The 17,748-nt window shown below is 44.4% G+C and carries 18 protein-coding genes, 1 tRNA gene and 1 riboswitch; of the genes, 2 read left to right on the plus strand and 17 right to left on the minus strand.

Going from position 1 to position 17,748, the window contains the following annotated elements:
- Positions 1–86: 86 nt before the first annotated feature.
- A complete protein-coding gene (locus tag D1814_RS02335; protein ID WP_118489920.1) occupies positions 87–1,253 on the minus strand; it encodes an MFS transporter in 1,167 nt (388 codons plus the stop codon).
- Between the two features lie 187 nt (positions 1,254–1,440).
- Between D1814_RS02335 and D1814_RS02340 the strand changes: the two genes are divergently transcribed.
- Positions 1,441–2,337, plus strand: a complete 897-nt coding sequence (locus D1814_RS02340; RefSeq protein WP_118489921.1) for a LysR substrate-binding domain-containing protein — start codon at positions 1,441–1,443, stop codon at positions 2,335–2,337.
- 7 nt (positions 2,338–2,344) lie between these two features.
- Here D1814_RS02340 and D1814_RS02345 read toward each other — a convergent pair whose 3' ends face one another.
- The 10 genes from D1814_RS02345 to D1814_RS02390 all read right to left on the minus strand — a co-directional run bounded on the left by D1814_RS02345 (position 2,345) and on the right by D1814_RS02390 (position 10,278).
- Positions 2,345–3,274 carry a DMT family transporter gene (locus D1814_RS02345; RefSeq protein ID WP_118489922.1) on the minus strand — a complete coding sequence of 310 codons (930 nt, stop codon included), beginning with the start codon at positions 3,272–3,274 and terminating at the stop codon, positions 2,345–2,347.
- A 228-nt stretch (positions 3,275–3,502) separates the two neighbouring features.
- Complete coding sequence (locus D1814_RS02350; protein WP_118489923.1) at positions 3,503–3,799, minus strand: 2OG-Fe(II) oxygenase; 297 nt, start codon at positions 3,797–3,799, stop codon at positions 3,503–3,505.
- A gap of 133 nt (positions 3,800–3,932) precedes the next feature.
- The gene (rimI, locus tag D1814_RS02355) at positions 3,933–4,433 is read right to left on the minus strand and encodes a ribosomal protein S18-alanine N-acetyltransferase (RefSeq protein WP_118489924.1); all 501 of its coding nucleotides are present in this window, start codon (positions 4,431–4,433) and stop codon (positions 3,933–3,935) included.
- 9 nt (positions 4,434–4,442) lie between these two features.
- Positions 4,443–5,102, minus strand: a complete 660-nt coding sequence (locus D1814_RS02360) for an alanine acetyltransferase (protein ID WP_118489925.1) — start codon at positions 5,100–5,102, stop codon at positions 4,443–4,445.
- A 359-nt stretch (positions 5,103–5,461) separates the two neighbouring features.
- Positions 5,462–5,538 (minus strand) — tRNA-Trp (locus tag D1814_RS02365).
- Positions 5,539–5,725: 187 nt separating this feature from the next.
- The gene (locus tag D1814_RS02370; RefSeq protein WP_118489926.1) at positions 5,726–6,586 is read right to left on the minus strand and encodes a phosphotransferase; all 861 of its coding nucleotides are present in this window, start codon (positions 6,584–6,586) and stop codon (positions 5,726–5,728) included.
- A complete protein-coding gene (gene pnuC / locus D1814_RS02375) occupies positions 6,552–7,196 on the minus strand; it encodes a nicotinamide riboside transporter PnuC (protein ID WP_118489927.1) in 645 nt (214 codons plus the stop codon). Before pnuC ends, D1814_RS02370 begins: the two co-directional genes overlap by 35 nt.
- Positions 7,196–7,459 carry a hypothetical protein gene (locus tag D1814_RS02380; RefSeq protein ID WP_118489928.1) on the minus strand — a complete coding sequence of 88 codons (264 nt, stop codon included), beginning with the start codon at positions 7,457–7,459 and terminating at the stop codon, positions 7,196–7,198. The genes pnuC and D1814_RS02380 overlap by 1 nt, the downstream gene beginning before the upstream one ends.
- Before the next feature lie 14 nt (positions 7,460–7,473).
- Complete coding sequence (locus D1814_RS02385; protein WP_118489929.1) at positions 7,474–9,564, minus strand: TonB-dependent receptor; 2,091 nt, start codon at positions 9,562–9,564, stop codon at positions 7,474–7,476.
- Between the two features lie 55 nt (positions 9,565–9,619).
- Positions 9,620–9,723: riboswitch (TPP riboswitch) on the minus strand.
- Between the two features lie 129 nt (positions 9,724–9,852).
- Positions 9,853–10,278 (minus strand): acyl-CoA thioesterase, encoded by a 426-nt coding sequence (locus D1814_RS02390; RefSeq protein WP_025254437.1) that lies wholly within the window; start codon positions 10,276–10,278, stop codon positions 9,853–9,855.
- 59 nt (positions 10,279–10,337) lie between these two features.
- On the opposite strand from D1814_RS02390, the gene D1814_RS02395 reads away from it, so the two are divergent.
- Complete coding sequence (locus D1814_RS02395; protein WP_118489930.1) at positions 10,338–12,614, plus strand: GNAT family N-acetyltransferase; 2,277 nt, start codon at positions 10,338–10,340, stop codon at positions 12,612–12,614.
- Positions 12,615–12,766: 152 nt separating this feature from the next.
- Here D1814_RS02395 and D1814_RS02400 read toward each other — a convergent pair whose 3' ends face one another.
- Genes D1814_RS02400 through D1814_RS02425 form a run of 6 tightly spaced genes read right to left on the minus strand, consistent with a single transcriptional unit; the run spans position 12,767 to position 17,710 of the window.
- Positions 12,767–14,032, minus strand: a complete 1,266-nt coding sequence (locus D1814_RS02400) for a tetratricopeptide repeat protein (protein ID WP_118489931.1) — start codon at positions 14,030–14,032, stop codon at positions 12,767–12,769.
- Between the two features lie 2 nt (positions 14,033–14,034).
- Positions 14,035–14,646: an energy transducer TonB gene (locus D1814_RS02405; RefSeq protein ID WP_118489932.1), complete on the minus strand. Its 612-nt coding sequence runs from the start codon at positions 14,644–14,646 to the stop codon at positions 14,035–14,037.
- Between the two features lies 1 nt (position 14,647).
- A complete protein-coding gene (locus D1814_RS02410; protein ID WP_012517737.1) occupies positions 14,648–15,046 on the minus strand; it encodes an ExbD/TolR family protein in 399 nt (132 codons plus the stop codon).
- An 11-nt stretch (positions 15,047–15,057) separates the two neighbouring features.
- Complete coding sequence (locus D1814_RS02415) at positions 15,058–15,582, minus strand: MotA/TolQ/ExbB proton channel family protein (RefSeq protein WP_012517736.1); 525 nt, start codon at positions 15,580–15,582, stop codon at positions 15,058–15,060.
- A gap of 1 nt (position 15,583) precedes the next feature.
- Positions 15,584–16,942, minus strand: a complete 1,359-nt coding sequence (locus tag D1814_RS02420) for a MotA/TolQ/ExbB proton channel family protein (RefSeq protein WP_118489933.1) — start codon at positions 16,940–16,942, stop codon at positions 15,584–15,586.
- 6 nt (positions 16,943–16,948) lie between these two features.
- A complete protein-coding gene (locus D1814_RS02425) occupies positions 16,949–17,710 on the minus strand; it encodes a DUF3450 domain-containing protein (RefSeq protein WP_118489934.1) in 762 nt (253 codons plus the stop codon).
- Positions 17,711–17,748: the final 38 nt, after the last annotated feature.

The following is a 17,748-nucleotide window of genomic DNA, read 5'->3' on the forward strand; positions in this document are numbered from 1 at the left end:
AAAGCTCTTGTGTTAGCATTCTTTGATAAGCCCATTTGCACCAGTTTCAACCCCGAATCGGTGGCGTTTTATAGGCGCTTCGTCGCTCAGGCCAGTGCACGCTTGTCTAAATAGCCGCTGTATCGTGTAACAAGTAACGCTGCAACGGAGATAATTGCGCCAATCCATGCGGTATCTGATAGCTGCATACCATCAACAATTGCACCGCCTAGAATTGAACCCATCGCTATACCTATGTTAAATGCCGCGATATTTAAACCTGACGCCACATCAACAGCATTAGGGGTAAACTTTTCTGCTAATTGAACAACGTAAACCTGAAGTCCTGGGACATTGCCAAAAGCAAAGGCGCCCCATACCAAAACAGTAATTACTGCGGCAACTTTACTGCCCATGGTAAACGTCAGCGCAAACAAGATGATGGCAAGGGCTGAAAAGATGATTGTTAACGCGCGAATTGGGCCTTTTTTGTCAGCAAGCTTTCCACCATAAATATTGCCGACCGCAACAGATACACCGTAAACCAGCATAATTAAGCTGATGGCTGAGGGCGCAAAACCCGCCTCTTCCTGCAATATAGGAGCAAGATAAGTGAATGCCGTAAATGTGCCGCCGTAACCTAAAATCGTCATCAAATACACTAATACCAGACGAGGCTGAACCAACACCTTCATTTGCTCACTCAGGGTGGCAGGCTTACTTTGTTTAAGATTACCCGGTACCAACAATGCACTACCGATTAGCGCAAGCGTGCCAAGTGCGGAAACCACAAGGAAAGTTGCTCGCCACCCAAAGTTTTGACCAATCCAGGTGCCTAAAGGTACGCCAGTAACCAAGGCGACGGTTAAGCCCGTAAACATAATGGCAATAGCACTGGCTTCTTTTTCTTTTGCCACTAGCCCAGTAGCGATAGTAGACCCGATAGAAAAGAACACACCGTGGGCAAGGCCTGTCAGTATGCGGGCTAGAATTAGGCTCTCGTAGCTAGGGGCTTGCCAGGCAAGAATGTTACCTGCCACAAATAGCGCCATTAAGCTTAGGAGAACATGTTTTCTATTCCATTTTCCCGTAAGAGCAGTAAGAACGGGCGCGCCAACGGCAACGCCAACGGCGTACAAGCTAACAAGTAAGCCTGCACTTGGTAATGTAACGCCAAGATCTGTCGCGATAGTAGGTACCAGCCCCACTATCACGAACTCTGTCGTGCCAATAGCAAACGCACTTAACGTTAACGCAAATAATGCAATAGGCATTTTAGTTATCCTCAAAAAGTAATTAACGAGATGGCATCACTAACAACGCCACCGTTGGCTTCTAGAACGGCTAGATCGTTTTTTGAAAGCCATGAATAAAGTGCGTACAGTTTGACGATAAATTTATTTGCAAAAAACAGCACTAATGACAAAATACTTTTGCGATATTTGAAATATAAGGTGTGTAATGCCAGTCTTATCAAGAACTGAAGATTTAGAAGCCTTCCTAACCGTTGTGGATACAGGTAGTTTTTCTAGTGCAGCCAATTTACTTAGTCAGCAGGTTGCGAAAGTCAGCAGAGCGGTAACCCGGCTGGAAGATGGCTTAGACGTAACCCTCTTGAACCGCACTACCAGAAGATTAGAGCTAACAGAAGAAGGTGAGCTTTTTCTCCAATATGCCAGAGACGGGCTAAACGTATTGGAAAAAGGCGAAGAAGCATTGCGATTGTTAAAGCGCGCCCCATCAGGCAAGCTTCGTGTAGATGCAGCAAGCGCTTTCGTACTGCACCAACTTGCGCCGTTAGTGGGCGAGTTTCAAGAATCATTTCCTGACATTACGCTCGATATTACGAGTCACGATAGCATTATCGACTTGTTAGAACACAAAACCGACATTGCAATACGTATTGGCGATTTAAACGACTCGAATTTGCATGCTAGACCTTTAGGAAAAAGTAAACTGCATATTGTGGCAAGTCCGCAGTACCTTGAAAAGTATCCTATACCTGAAGATGGCGGTAGCGCAAGTTCATTGAGTAACCACAAACTGATTGGTTTTAGCGACTCACCAGGTTTGAATAAGTGGCCACTTAAGCAAGATATCAACTTGCAATACAGCCTTCATGCGTCAAGCGGTGAAACCATTCGACAACTATGCATTGCAGGGCAAGGTATAGCTTTACTTTCACACTTTATGGTTCACAGGGATATTAGCGAGGGAAGACTCATAGCGCTATTTAACGACGATATAATCAGCCCAAACCGCAGAGAGTCGGTACAGGCGGTGTACTACAAAAATAGCGCCGTATCGTCTCGCATCTCTGCATTTTTAGACTTTATACAACCTCGTCTAACCCTTTAAAGAGTGATTACTTTATGCGTCCTTTACCTAGTATTTTCTTAAGTATGCTTGGCGAAAGGCCGTTTACGATTAGCGCTGCTATCATCAATATTGCGCCAGCCATTACCATAGGCAGTAGCGTTTCTTTAAGCAATAGCACTGAGCTTACATAGCCCACAATCGGGGTAAGAGTACTTATTAACACAATTTTATCTGGCGGTAATTTGGGCCCAGCCGCTACCATAAGGCCAAAGCCTAGACCCGTAGCAACTGGCCCAATGTAGGCAAGTAACAGCCAGTCACTTATTGCGTAAGCCCCAAAATTTGGTGTTGGTTCTACTATGAGAGCAATAGCAAGCATGGCAAAACCAGCAATGGTGAACTGCCAGAATACCGCTTCAATGACGCTACCTTTCCATTTATGAAAAGACACTCTACGAATAGCGACCGCCCACAATGCAGACGCTAACAACATCCCCAAAAGCGGTAGCCATGCCCCGGGCTGCCCCGAGGCAAATAGAATCATTGCGCAGCCAATAGTCGAAATACCGGTGAGAATTAATCGTTTAGAAGGCGGGCGTTGTCGATACCATAGCGTGTCGATAAGCAGCATCCAAAGTGGCGTGGTGTAAATAAGAATACTGGCGGTGCCTGCAGGGATAAACTGCAGTGATACGGTAATAAGCCCCATCGATAGGATAAACTGGAAAAACGCGACAACAAACACTACCGAGCGATCTTTACGGTTTAACGTAGGAAGGCGCTTTTTGGTTATAAATACGAACAGCGCGAGTACAGGAAGACTTAACAAAAAGCGCAAGCACACCATCCATACAGGGCCAACTATCTCTAGCCCTAATTTCATGCCTGGCCAGTTAAGTCCTAAACACAACACCGCAACCAATAGCATTTTCACACCTTTTGATTGCTCTTTTTCCGCCAACGATATTGAAGACATGCGTTTTAAAAAATCCAATTACAAGAAAGGCTTTAAGAGAAGTATCCACCGCCGAGTAAGATGAATGTAGGCAGGGAATTGCAAGGGCGCAAATATAAGTGAATTGGCGGCGAATTGAAACCTAGCCTACCGTAGAATGACGACAATTTATCGACCAAATGGTCAACTTTTTAAACACATGTGGAAACTTTGCTATACGGGGCTTTCGTCACGGTATATAAACTTGACTTACAGGTACAAAGCGATAGAAAGTAGTTTACGCTCTCCCTTCTCTATTTTACTGACACTGTGCATATATTTGTCAGGTCGAAAGAAGTAAATTCGGTTGAATAGGCTAAAGATGACTTTCTCCGCCCAAAACTGACCACCCAGCTTCGGCTTTTTTAGCACCACGTTAAATTTAAAATAACGCCCGCTGCCCATAGGGTCATTATGTTCTAACACACGATGCCCCTCTTTATAGGTAACTACATTTATGGCAAATCGTTTAGACGAGACTATTGGCTTGTTGAGCACTCTGGACATGCTAATTCTACCTTGGGTGAAGAGAACATAATGCAATTTAAACACGCACGGCTATGCGCTGGAAAGCGTATCCTGAGTTCGGATAGTGCTTTAATATACATGAAGCGCATATGGCTAAGGGTGGAGCCATAGACTAGATTAGGTTTGGGTTCGCCCACTTCATGATTTTAGCGTTTTCTTTTTGTGCGATATTTCCATTGATACCGCTTTTGTCGTCATCGCTACTTTCTACGGTGTAATAGTTTTTACGAGTTTCGATATGTTCAAAACCTGAACTCTCGTACAGAGAAATAGCCGCGTAGTTACTTTCACGTACTTCCAGCCAGATTTCACCCATGCCATTCTTCACCGACATTTCAACGACAAAATCAACTAAAGCCCGCCCTACTCCTTTCCCTCTAGCGTTTTTATCTACAGCTATATCCATTAGCGTTGCTTCATCAACAACTTCAAGCATAATGGCATAGCCGATTACCTCGTCACCTTCAAAGGCAAACACTCCGTAATAGGGTTTAGTAAAGCAATCCGCGAAGGTGCTAAGTTTCCAGGGTACGACTTGCGAGTGTTGATGGATAGCGTGCGCATTTACAATGTGCTTCTCAAAACCTTCAGGCGGTACGATGATTAACTTCATAGGTTTCAACTACTGGGGTGGAACGGAAGCGTTGTTTAATGCAATTCCCGCACTAATAAGCTGTGCCCAAAGCGCCCTTTTTTGCTCGGTGGTGAGTTTAAGCGGTGCAGCTGGTAATACAATGGCTAATTCGGTTACAGATAGCGTACGACCAATCGTTACGGTGCTAGCCCAATGTGAAGGAATACCCAACTGAACACAGGCTAACTGCAAATCTTTTAGCCATTGCTGTGACTTCGCTCTCTGTTCAGCACTTAATGGAATACCTTCTGGCGATGCAGGCCCTTTTGCTTCCCTTTGCGTAACTTCTGATTTATTCGCGTCATTTTTTTCAGTTGTCTCATTTGATAGCGCAGGTGTTTTAGCTGTGGCAGCATCTTTAGGCTTAGGTTTATCTTTTGCACTACTGCCTACATTTGCCCTTAGTTGAGCCAGGCGTGACTGCTTTTCTTCTTGAGAAATTGGCGTTGAAGGCGGCTTATTTTCCTGAACGTTTTGGCTAAGAGGTATTTGTGGCGATGCACTAGTCGCGACGCCATGCGTTAGCGTTGAGGCGCTGCCTTCTTTTAAGCCTTCCTTCCTTTTCATCTTCGCATGGGCGTCTTTAGTGATCCACACCGGGATCCCCATTTCCTGTAATACCGCCTGCTGATATGAAGTAAGAGACATTGCGTTAAAGACCTAAAGTGAATAAACCATAATTGGATTCAGTTTACTAAAGTTGCTGAGCTGAATGAATAACTATCGCATTCTTTTACCTAAAGTGCGTGATGCCGTAAGTACAAAACGCTTAAAAAAATCCTACCCGTAAGCCCGGTAAGTATTGAAATCTTTTACTTTACAAGCATTACGCCTTTAAGGATTAACTAGCGCATAGACCCTTGAGTATTTTGCCCCACCTGACAAAACACTAGCGTTAAGCATTGCGAATCAAAATTACGATAAGTAACTATGTAAAAAGAACTAGGTGATAAATTTACAAAGAAATATTTTTATGTTTGAACTGAATTGTTCATAAGAAGAGAAAGTGGCAGGGGTGGAGGGACTCGAACCCCCAACCATCGGTTTTGGAGACCGCTGTTCTACCAATTCGAACTACACCCCTAGCGCGCTGTGCATTATACGGATGACATTAAAAAGGTAAAGCCTTTTTATCACTACCATGTATTGCATGCTTAATTAACACGCAATGCGCTGTTTTTTCGATCGAATAACGTCCAATATGCCTGTTTAAGCTAACCATTGAACTAGCCTTACGCATGAGCAAGCCTAAAGCGCTTCACGCGTTGCGACTAGTTACTTTTATCCGCATTAAGCGCAGCAAACCACAGGTCGTTTGTAGTTTGAACAATTTCAGTATGTAGCTTGAACTTGTTCAATGCATCGCCTTCGTCGATGTTCATGACTTTTGCGTAGTGTGCAACTAATTCTTCGCTTTCATTCATATCGAGTTTATTGATAAGGCAGCAGCTTGCTAAATCGAAGTAACGATTTCCCATTGCGGCATACTCCCAATCAATGATCTTGATCGTGTTATTTTTGCCAAGCAATAGGTGATTGGTCAATAAATCGTTGTGGCACAAGACACAGTCTTCATCGTCTTGTTCACTTTTGATTACGTTCTTTCGAAGCGCTTGCGCATTCAAGTAAAGGTCACTGCTCGTATCAAGCTTTGCGACTTCACAATAATGTCGCCACCTTGAAACTAAATTTAATGGCTTTGCAGTAATAGACAGCGAATGAATGCGCATGAGGGTTTCAGCCAACGTGAGTGAAGCATGTCTACTTGAAGAAAGCCCAGTGCTTGCACTATCACTTTCCCACTGTTCTACCCAGATGGTTTCGTCATTGCTTAACCAAATTGGCTGCGGCGCTATTCCCACTTCATACAACTGTTGCTGTAGAGCAAACTGATGTTTGCGTTGCACACCACTGAAATCATCATCGCCAAGCCACTTTACGGCTAAATCAATGGGCACATCTTCAAGCTTTTCATGAACGGTAATTTGAGGGTTACCTTCACTTAAACTAAGTAGGCTATTTGCTGGGTCTTGAACGCGATAAACACGGTTTACCGCGCCAGCAGGGTGTACCGAAACATCTGCACTTTCGCTGAGATTAAGCGCCTTTTGCAGCGTGGCTATGATATCCAACCTGTTCACCTTGTTTCTTATATTGCATAAGCCATTGATAATAACCAAATACTGCAAAGCCTACGTAACCTAAGAACAGACAGGCAGACAATGCATAGCCTACTTGAAGGTATAGATACGCTGAGGCAAGGTTGATGAAAAACCAATAAACCCAGTTTTGCAAAATCTTATGGGCCACCATAAATGTGGTAACCACACTTAATAGGTTAATGCTTGCATCTAATAGTAGGTACTCACTATTAAATTGCGAACCCGCCACTTCAGAGAGACCCCATGCGAGTAATAACATGCTTGGGACAATGAGTGAATGTAACCACAGCGGCCAATGAAGCACTGGCTTAACTTCGCCGTCTTCCGCACCTTTCGACCACTGATAATACCCGTACCCTGCCATTATCATGTAAAAGAAATTAAGCGCAGATTGAAATGGCAAAGTCACCTGCCAAAATAACCAGGTATAAATAGCTGTGCTAACAAAGGCACAGAGCCAGCACCAGCTATTTTGTTTCGCGGCTAATAACACATAAGCGATGGCAAGAACAACCGCTACCCACTCTAACAGTGAAGTAGCGGCAATTTGAGAAGTAAACTCAGAAAAGAAGTTAGCCATTAAGATGACTTTCTTGCTTGCATAGCATCAAAATTTAAAAACTTAGCCACGAAAATCGCCTGCCCCACTTCTTCGTGAGTTCTCTGCATTTCATCGCCAAGGACTTTCATTACCACAGTGTAGTCACCCGAAACCTGGGTACTGGTAGAACATGTTGTCACCGTGATATCGCTATAGCTATTTAACCTATCAATGAAATCTTGAATAGGTGGAATATATTCATTTACCAAGGGGTACAACGACAGTTCAACCATAACTTGCATGACTTTTTCCTTTTTTAAAACGCGTATTTAACAGTAATACCAAACTGGCGACCGTTACCTATTTGGTAGTATGGTTCGTTAAACGCATACTCATCGCGAGGGTCGTTGCTGAAACCACCAAAACCTCGAGTGTAATACTCGCGGTCAAACGCATTTTGAATCCAAAGCGAAGTTTGCCAGTCACCGTGTAAAACTACGATTTCTGAATTAACCAGCGTCGTGCTTGGTGCAGTTACATCATGGCCGTCTGAAAAACGATATTCGCTTTTGTAGTCTACATCTACACGCCATATCATAGTGTCTGTAAGTGCGTACTCACTGTAAAGGTTTGCGGTCCACTTAGGTGACTGAGCCTGTCTTTGCTCAGATACTTCAGTACCGTCTGCTAGTGTATACCCTTCAAATGTAGCGCTTAGGTAACCAACACTTGCATCTAACTGCCATGCATCGCTTGCAAACCAACTGACTTCAAGCTCCGCCCCTTTGTTTGTACCCAAATCAGCATTATCGATAATATCTACAAAACCTGCCGTGCCGTCATCACGGGTGATAACGTCAAAATCACTTACCTGCGTATCTGTCCTGTCCATGTAGAAAATCGCAGCTCGAGCAATAAGATCAGGCGTTAGCAACGGGCCCTTTACACCCACTTCATAGTTCCAGTTGTATTCTTCGTCAAAGAATCGCTGATTATCGTTTACTCGGCTGTCGGGATTAAAGCCAGCGCCTTTAAAACCGCGTGAAATGCTGCCGTAGTAGAAGTGATCGCCTTGCGTATATTGAAGCGCTACTTTTCCGCCAACCATGGTGGTGTCAAACGCGCGTGTAAGTTGGTTGTTATCGGCGTAATCGAAGTCATAGTTTTCTACTCTCAACCCAGCTACAAGCACTAAGTTGTCCTTCAAACGGCTTTCTGTTTGAGCGTAGATGGCGGTTGTCGTTGGCGTATATTCACTGGCAAAGTCGCTATCAAGGTATGTATACTGACGCAGCAGCTTTTCTTCTGTGTTTTTATAAAATACGCCTAAGGTCCAATCTGTCATACCGTCGAAAAGTGCTGCACTGTCAGACGACACAAAACGCAACTCACCGGTTTGGGTTTCAACATCACGGTAGTACGCATCGAAAGAAGTGTAACCCCACGGGTGAAAGCCAGTGAACGTCCAATCTTCATCGTAGCCATACGCAATGTTATGAGAGGCATGAGTGGCAATAAGTATGAAGTCTCCCGCGGCTGTGCTCGTTGTTGAGCGCGCGCTTACTGCGTGAGTTTGGTGTTCGTCAAAGCCCGGCTCATCAGACAGTGTTTTGTTGTCGTTATCAAGCGAGAACGCATCGTATCCGTTGTCAATATCGTACCAGCGGTAGGTAAGTGCAAGCGTGGTTCTCTCGTCTACGCTGCCTTCTACAGCAAAGCGCACAGCAGTTTCATCGATATTATTGGTGTCACTTCTATCTAAAAAAGTGTTTTCTACAAAGCCATCGCTACGGTTATGCACAAGTGCAACGCGGTATCCCCAATCGGAATTGATATCGTCGCCCGTTGCCCCTTCAATACGATAACTTTCTTTGTTACCAATTCGTGCTTCTACGTAGTCTGGCGCATCGCTGCCTACGTTGTTACTAGAAAGCTTAACAGCTCCGGCGAGTGCGCCTGTGCCGTAAAGCGTAGCCTGGGGCCCGCGATAAACTTCTAACTGCTTAGTATCAAAGATAATGCCTGCTGCGGCAAGGCCTGAAAAATCAAATTCATCGACAATAAAGCTCACAGAAGGGTTGATTGGTTCAGCAAACTGACTACGCTCACCAATACCGCGAATTTGCACAAAGCGGCCACGAGATGCACCTGCTGCAAAATTAACATTTGGAATGCTGTTCAACACACTGTCAATATGGCTTGGCTGCCTACTGCGAAGACGCTCTTGGTCTAAAATAGTCGCACTAGCACTTAGCTGGTCAAGTGTTGTTTGTCGAAAATCACCAGATACAACGACTCGTTCAATATCAGAAGGCGTGTTTTTTGACGTGTTGTTCACTGCAGATTCTTGTGCATAGGCAGCAACAGAACTTGCTAGCAATGATAGTGTGAAAAGTGTTTTATACATGGGATCTCTTGTTCTTATTGAAGAAAAAAGATCCGGGTCTAACGGCAGGTGATAAGGCTATGCTGTGAACCATCCCTACGCCGGTATTATCCGGATCAGGTTTAAGGGTTCCCACTTATGTGGATCTCAGACCGAAAACGGACACCCCTTGGTATAGCGTTGGGCTACTCAAATAGTAACCTCAACATCTGCGACGGAGTCTACCAGTTCAATACACGCCGTCAAGCAGATAAGACATTAAGCTAAGGTCATAATTTTTATATGATATAAGGCACTCAGAGCCCAAGGCTATTCAGCGTTAATATTCATATTAAGACGACGTACTTCATCATCAGTCTGTGCTTTCAAACCTTCTAACGTTTTGCCGTGTGCCGTTGGTTGACGAGTATCTGGGTCAACCTTTACGAAAACAATGTCATCTGCAAAGCAGATAGTCTTTTTAGTGGCCTTATTGCGCACTAGACAACTTACGGTGATAGATGACCGGCCTACCGCCTTGGTTTCCAGACCAAACTCTACAATATCACCTTGCATCGCCGGCGATTCAAAACTAATTTCGCCAATATGCTTGGTCACTAAACAGTTGGTCTCTAACTGACAGATTGCCCAAATGGCAGCCTCTTCGTCTATCCATTCTAACGCGCGGCCACCGAACAAAGAATTGGCGTAATTAAGATCATTTGGCATAACTAAACGCCGGGAAAGAAAGCGCATTCGAATTCCTCACAATAAATCGCTACTATAGCGCAAGATTATACCGAAAAAACTGATTCATGGCGCTAAATCAATTACGCGAATGGCTTCTCGCTCCCTACTCCGAAAATAGCGGTGAGAATAGCTGCAAAAACGGCTCACACCTATCAGACATAAATTACCCAATTCACCGAAGAATGCTGGTAATTTCTGGTAGTGATGCTTATTGTCAAGCCGCATTATCCATTATTACAACTTTAGCTGATGAAATTGCATCTTTGAGCGTAGCGACCTTTACTAGTACTGAGCTAAAGGGAAAACGACGGAAAAAAGTGCTAGGCAGCGAGTACGATATTGCGACATTGGACTGTAGGGATTCTTTTAAGCCCGGCGATGCAATGGCAGTGGCAGGCATAGTAAAACGCCATGGGTGCTTAATACTTATCTGCCCTGAGTTTAAACAGTGGAGCAGTAGTGCTTCAGTCTCTTTTCTATCAGAAGGCTTTACAATCACCCATAGCCGATACGTGGCACGCTTTATTGAATGCCTGCGTACAAATGCTGACATAGCAATACTTAGCGAATCTACAGCTAGGCTTCCGGATTTAACAACCTATCGAGTGGAGGAACCTTCATTAGAAAGGGCTTATAGAGGTTCCCTATTTAAATCCAAAGAGCAAGAAAACGCATACGGCCATTTGTATCAGTCTTACTCATTAAATAAGTTGAACGCCTTGGTCACTGCTCCAAGGGGAAGAGGTAAATCTTCTTTGTTAGGTATATTTATTGATAGCGTAATAAGAAAAGGGAAAAACGTTTTGCTTACTAGTGAACAGCGTGAAAACGTTGCTAACGTAATGTCTCAACTTCACCGATTCGATGACGCCGAGAAAACAGTCAGTCAGTTTCATGACACCGACTCTGAAAATCAGGAGCAGCGATCCGCTGGCGAACGAAGAACGTCCTTAGGCTCTGTGAAATGGGTACCACCTGACAGCGAACTGCTTTACAGTGCAGATAATACGACTTATGACCTGGTTGTGATCGATGAAGCCGCTTCAATGCCCCTCCCAGCCATAAACCGTATAATAGCGAATAACACTCAGTGGATTTTGAGCACAACGCTGCAAGGCTATGAAGGTTCGGGAAACGGCTTTATTCATAAACTCATTCCCAATTTGCCTAATGGCAGCATTCATTTAACACTGTCGACACCACTGCGATGGTTTGATAACGACCCTCTTGAAGCATTTTTTAACAGCACATGTTCGTTTAAGGTCAACTCTGCGGGCGATAACCTCACAGGTGTTGAGTCAGAAGATAGCCGCGAACTAATAAAAAGATGCAATTTCTGTTTGAGCTCTTTTGAAAACGTTAATGAAAGCACGCTCCAGCAAATTATGTCCCTGCTTTCGCTGGCGCACTACCAAACCACGCCTGACGATTTTATGCGTTTACTGGATAGCCCTGACGTAATGGTTGCCACAATGAAGTTAGGCACCTTTGTGGTAGCAGCCGCAATTATAAATATTGAAGGTGGTGTTAGGTTAAGCCATGTATCGACAGGTATTGCTTCGGGCCGACGACGTCCTAAAGGCCATCTAGCTGCACAGAGGCTAACCCTGCTTTCTACCGATCCTAAAGCTGCCACACACAATTATTGGAGAATTAACCGTATTGCCGTACACCCGAAGCTTCAAGGGAGAGGCTTCGGGAGTTATGTAGTTGGAAAAGTCGTTGATAAAGCCCGTGAGCAGGCCTTAGATGCAACTTGCACCTCCTACGGGACCACATTAGAACTAGATAATTTTTGGACGCGAAATGGTTTTGAAATAGTCGATTATGGCCGAAAACCTAACAAGGCCAGTGGTGAGACGAGCGCGTTAGCTTTGTTGCCCCTTTCCCCTAAAACAACTGAACTAGTAACTAACCTTATGTCATTAAAAGCAAGCTTTGACGCCGCTAATGTGCACGAACTGTCCAAAACCGTGGTCGATATCTATATAGCAAAGCTGAGTCATTTTATCCAGGGTACGAGAACGTTAGAAGATGTTTGGCCAATTTTGCATAAGTTGGCGAAAGAAGCACAATCTGACGCTCAATTTAAAGCGCTAAGCAATGCCCGAGATTGCCGCAATATGTCTAGAATAACTGGGGATGCACAGGAAAAGTTAGACCTACTGATAAAGGTGATAGATACAAAAAGCTACCTAAAAGTGCTTTTCAGTTATTCATGCTCAGATATAAAGCGAATCGAGGGTGTTTTAATAAATAATGGCATTAATGTAAATGGGTTGAAAGAAGCTACGTCATTAATAAGAACTGATTTGCGTCCCGCTCTTGAACAGTTTAAGTAAAAACACTAAGTCTATCTATTAGTTTTTACAGGTGTATTGTTTACTATCATGTAGCCTTTTCCTTTAATTCTCGTCTTACTAATCTTCTGAACACAGCAAAATACTAGGCAAAAAAAAGCCTCCCGAAGGAGGCTTTTGGCTAAATCCGAATATTAGATATTAATACCACGGTTTTTAGCTTTTTCCTTGATGTAAGGTTCCCACGCAGCCGCATTACGACGTAGCGAGCGATCTTTCTTAGCTTCCTGTACATGCTTATATGCAGATCTAAAGTCACCCGCGTAGAAGTTCGCTTCCATAAGTGTAAAGTGAATCTTCTCTGGGTTTTCAGCGCCACGTTCTAGAGCATTTTCTAGAGCTTTGATAGCACCTTTATAGTCTTCTGCTACAAGTAAAAGCGTACCTTGTTTACGATAATGCTCAGGGTCTGAACTCTTAGCCGCAGCTTGCGCATACAAGTTTGCCGCTGTTTTAAAGTTTTTAGCCTGGTGATATGCATTAGCGATATTCGCAATCATATCAGCATCGTTCTTCAACAAGCCTTCTTTCATGTGCTTTTCAAGCAGTTTGGCAGCCTTGTAAGGCATACCGTTGCTTTGATAAAGCTGAGCAAGCGTTTTAATTTCTGAATCTTTTTCTAGATAACCCTGCATGTAAGCAAGTTCTAGTGTTGAAAGACCTTTTTTGTAGTCTTCAACTAAGATGTAGAAAAAGCCAAGACGCGACCACCAAGTCTTTTCCTGAGGGAAAGTTCTAACAAGATCTTCCGCTACAGAAACAGTCTCAGGATACATCTTACGCTCGTAATAAGACGTTAGCTTAAGTACATACGGGTTTTTGTTTGGCTCTTCATACAAAGCAATTGCTTTGTCTGCCGGCTCTACCATCTTAGCTAATTGCTTAGATTCATAGTAGGCCTGTGCCAAACGCGTATAAACGTCAGCGTCTTCCTTACACGTGAAGTCCATCCACTCGTTATACCATTTAATGGCATCAGTGTACTTCTCTTCCTGCATACTCAAGTCACCTAACAGTTTAAGTGTTTGAGAGTGCTCAAGGTCGTTAAGTACTTTTGGTTCAACGGATTCAACCAAATAGTTGAGTGCTTTACCGCCCTGACCTTCTTGCGCAGCAAGTAAGTTACCAATAAAACGTTTAACGTAAGCTCTATCAAAATCGTCTGAAGGGTCGATTTCGTAGAGTACGTTCAATGCTTCATTGACTTGGTCTTCATTATAAAACTCAAAAGCTTTCTGGACTTTTTTACCGGTTCGCTCACCTACAAGCGTTGTTTTTCCTTTCTCATAGCCAGGACAAACAACAGGTGCTGACTGCGCTAGGGCAGCGGGTGCTGATAGAACCGCACCTGCGCCTAGCACTAAAGCAACGGCTGACATTTTGAATGTACGTTTCATCATGATCATTGCTCCAGTTTAAAGTCTAGCTGTACGAACATGCCGGTTTGTCTAACTGGCTTGCCATCAACGATCTTAGGCTTGTATTTCCACTTACGTAGAGCACGACGTGCTTCACGGTCGAATACGCGCTTAGGTTCAGCTTCGATAACTTCGATATCTTCAACACCACCAACTTCGTTGATAGTGAAAGACAGTCTTACCCAACCTTCACGGCCATCGCGGGCTGCATCAGGTGGATATTTCGGGTCGATACGAACGATAGGTGTTGCTTCACCGTCACGTTGCATTGCACCAACACCACCGATGTTTACACCAACACCACCTGTGTCGATAGCTGGAATAGCTAAGCTAAAGCCATCTGCATCAGGTTCCGCTGTTTCCGGCTCTACTTGCTCCATTTTAGGAGGCTGTGGAGGCGGAGGCGGCGGTGGTGGTGGAACACGAGTACGCGTTTGCGTCTGGTCGTCTGGTTCCTGCATTACAATATCGATCACCGGTGCAGGCGGTACTTCGTCTGCTGGTCTAGATGAATTTTCAATCAACTTGGCCATTAGAACGAACAGGGCAAATGCGACCGCAGCACCTAATACAATAGATACAAGTATACGTAACATCTTATCCCCTTGCCGCTACCGAGACTCGGTTAACGCCAGCGGCTTTAACCTGATCCATAATTTCAACTACTAAACCATGTTTCGCTTTAACATCAGCTTGAATGATTACGTAGTCAGTCGGCTGCTCGGTAAGCAGTCTTTCAATATTCGCTCTTACGCTGTCCGGCGCTACTTCACGTTTATCTAGCCATACATTTCCGTCTTCAGTTACGGCAATGAAAATGTTTGCATTTTTGTGAAGTATTGCCTGGCTCGCATCTGGCTTGTTGACTTCGATCCCTGCTTCTTTAACGAAAACAGTGGTAACGATAAAGAAGATAAGCATGATAAACACGATGTCCAACATGGGCGTCATGTCGATCTGTGCATCTTCTTCCTCGGTTCTGACTTTTCGAGCCATAATCTCTCTCTCTAATGATGTGGCAGGCTATCAACTAGCCCTTCTCTTGCCAGCTTCACTTTCGCTTCAAGACGTGAACTGATGAACAGCCCAGATAGCGCGGCTACCATTCCCGCCATTGTCGGGATAGTTGCCATGGAGATACCAGCTGCCATTAGTCGTGCGTTGCTGGTGCCCTGTGTTGCCATTGTCTCGAAAACACTGATCATACCGGTTACTGTTCCAAGTAGACCGATTAGTGGACACATTGCAATAATGGTTCTGATAATCAGCATTCTAGCGTTTAGATCGTCTGACGCTTGAGAAATCCACGCGTCACGGATTCTATGCGCATACCATGATGTGGTATCTGCTCGGGCATCCCAATTGGCGATGATGTTTTTCTTCACCTTTGGGAAGACCGAGGTTAAATACCAGTAACGCTCAATCATTAAAACCCACATGAGAAAGAGCGCGGCAGCAACGAAATAAAGTACGTCACCGCCGGTAGCGATAAAGTCCCTGACCGATTCGAATAATCCAATCAGGTAATTCATATTACGCTTTCTCCGACTCTGAGTGAGCAGCTACGATACCCGCAGTTTGCTCATCAAGAATGTGGATGATTGACTTGCTACGAGAAGCTACGATGCTGTGAGTAAGGATTAGAGGCAGAGCCGCGATAATACCTTGAGCAGTAGTTACAAGAGCCATTGAGATACTTCCTGCCATCATACGTGGGTCACCAGTACCGAATAGTGTGATGGTTTGGAACGTCTCGATCATACCAAGTACTGTACCTAGTAGACCTAGTAGAGGAGCAATTGCTGCGAAAATCTTGATTACGTTGATGCCGCTTTCAATTTTTGGAAGCTCGCGAAGAATCGCTTCATCAAGTTTAAGTTCAAGGTTTTCTGCATCAGCAGTTTTGTTCTCTTGGTAAACTTTAAGAATACGACCTAGAGGGTTACCTTCAGATGGGCTGTTCACGTTTTTAAGCTGTGAACGCATTTTACCACCAGTGATGGTAAGCGTGATCAACTTATAAAGACCAATTAGTAGACCAACAGCTAGCATTAGCGTAATTGTGTAACCTACCGGACCACCCGCGTGATAACGCTCAGACATTGTCGCTTTTTGCTTCAGTAGACCAAGGATACCGCCTTGAGAAGGGTCAGCGTAGAAAGGTGTGAAACCTGAAGTCGCGTCGATTAGCTCTTCAGCAGACGCTACGAAGTGACCGTCTGGTTGACGACCTAGAGGCTGAACAACTTCAGACTCTGCATCATAAGCTAGGTAACCATCTTGACCAACAAGGTTGAAAGTACCGATACGAACAACTTCTTGCTGTGAAGAACCGCCGTCTAGGTTAACTACTTCAGTAGTAAACTTAACAACTTCACCACCTTCAGTCATTTCTTTTTGAAGTGCAAACCATAGGTCTTCTAGTTCTTTAATGTTAGGAAGACCTTTAGAGTCTTCTGACATTTCCGCTAGGAACTGGCTGCGGCCAGGGAACTGTGCACTAACGATTGATGTAGAAATACGACCGTAAGCTTCAGAAGATGCCTGACGTACCACACCGAACATTTCGCCAAGTGTACCAGTAGCTTGGTCAAGCTCAGCGGCTTTTTCGTTTAGTGTTACTTCGTTGTCTGAGAATTGCTTCTGTAGACGATCGCCACGGTCTTGCTCAGCTTTAAGGTTTGCTTGAGCTTTGCGTAGAAGTGCTTGCTTATCAGCACGTGCTGATTGGAACTCAGCTTCACGTTGCTTATCTAGACGAGCTTCAGAAACACGGTTCTGTTGAACCTGGTCTAGAAGATCTTTCAGGCTCTTTGCTTCCTGAGCTTGCGCTCCGGTTGCCGCAACTGCAACTGTCGCAGCGGCTAAAAGAGATTTGAATACTGGTTTCATTAACAATTACTCCGCTGCGCTAATTGGTAGTTTAACAAGAGCCGCAGGAATGGTGCCGTTAGCCATTTTTACTGCGTCAATAGTTGAAGAAAGGTACTCATCACCTAGCTTCTCCCAAGTGCGGCTTTCATTGTTCCAAACCCACGCGTGTGTTTGGTCAAGAGAAAGTGCTAGTAGAGCCGTACGACCTAGGTTAAAGAAGTCAACAGTAACTTCTGTACCTGCGTCGTCGATAGTACCTTGGTAAGAGTTAATCTTAGTACCGTACTCAACTTCAACTAGGTAAGCTTCTAGTACCTGACGGAACTGCTCTGAAACAGTAACGTTAGAGTTAGCCATTAGGTCGCGAAGACGCTCAACACGCTGCAGACGTTCTTCCAAACGAATTGGACGGTCTAGCTTGATGAACTGCTCTAGGCTATCAATCATGCGGAACATAAGAGGAACGATGCCCTGCTTAGTTTGCTCAATACTGTCAATTTGACGCTGTAGAGAGTCGATCCCACGCTGCTGGTCTGCAACAAGGCTAGCGATGTAATCGTTGTAGATTTTAAGGTTTTCTGTCTCATCTACTGTTTGACGATACTCAACAAGTAGTTCTTGAGACTGTTCAAACAACGTGTTGATTTTTTCTTGAGATTTCGCTGCAGCCGCGTGGATTTTCGCTTCTTCTTTATGAAGATCTTCAAGCGTATCTGCAGAGACTGCGCTACCTGTTAGTGCGAATGCACCCATAACAGTAGAAGCAATAAGAGTTCTCTTGCTCATTTTGGACATAGTTCCCAACCAAATTTCTTATTTGAATC

This window comes from Alteromonas sp. BL110 (genome assembly GCF_003443615.1).
In the GTDB taxonomy this organism is placed as follows: domain Bacteria; phylum Pseudomonadota; class Gammaproteobacteria; order Enterobacterales; family Alteromonadaceae; genus Alteromonas.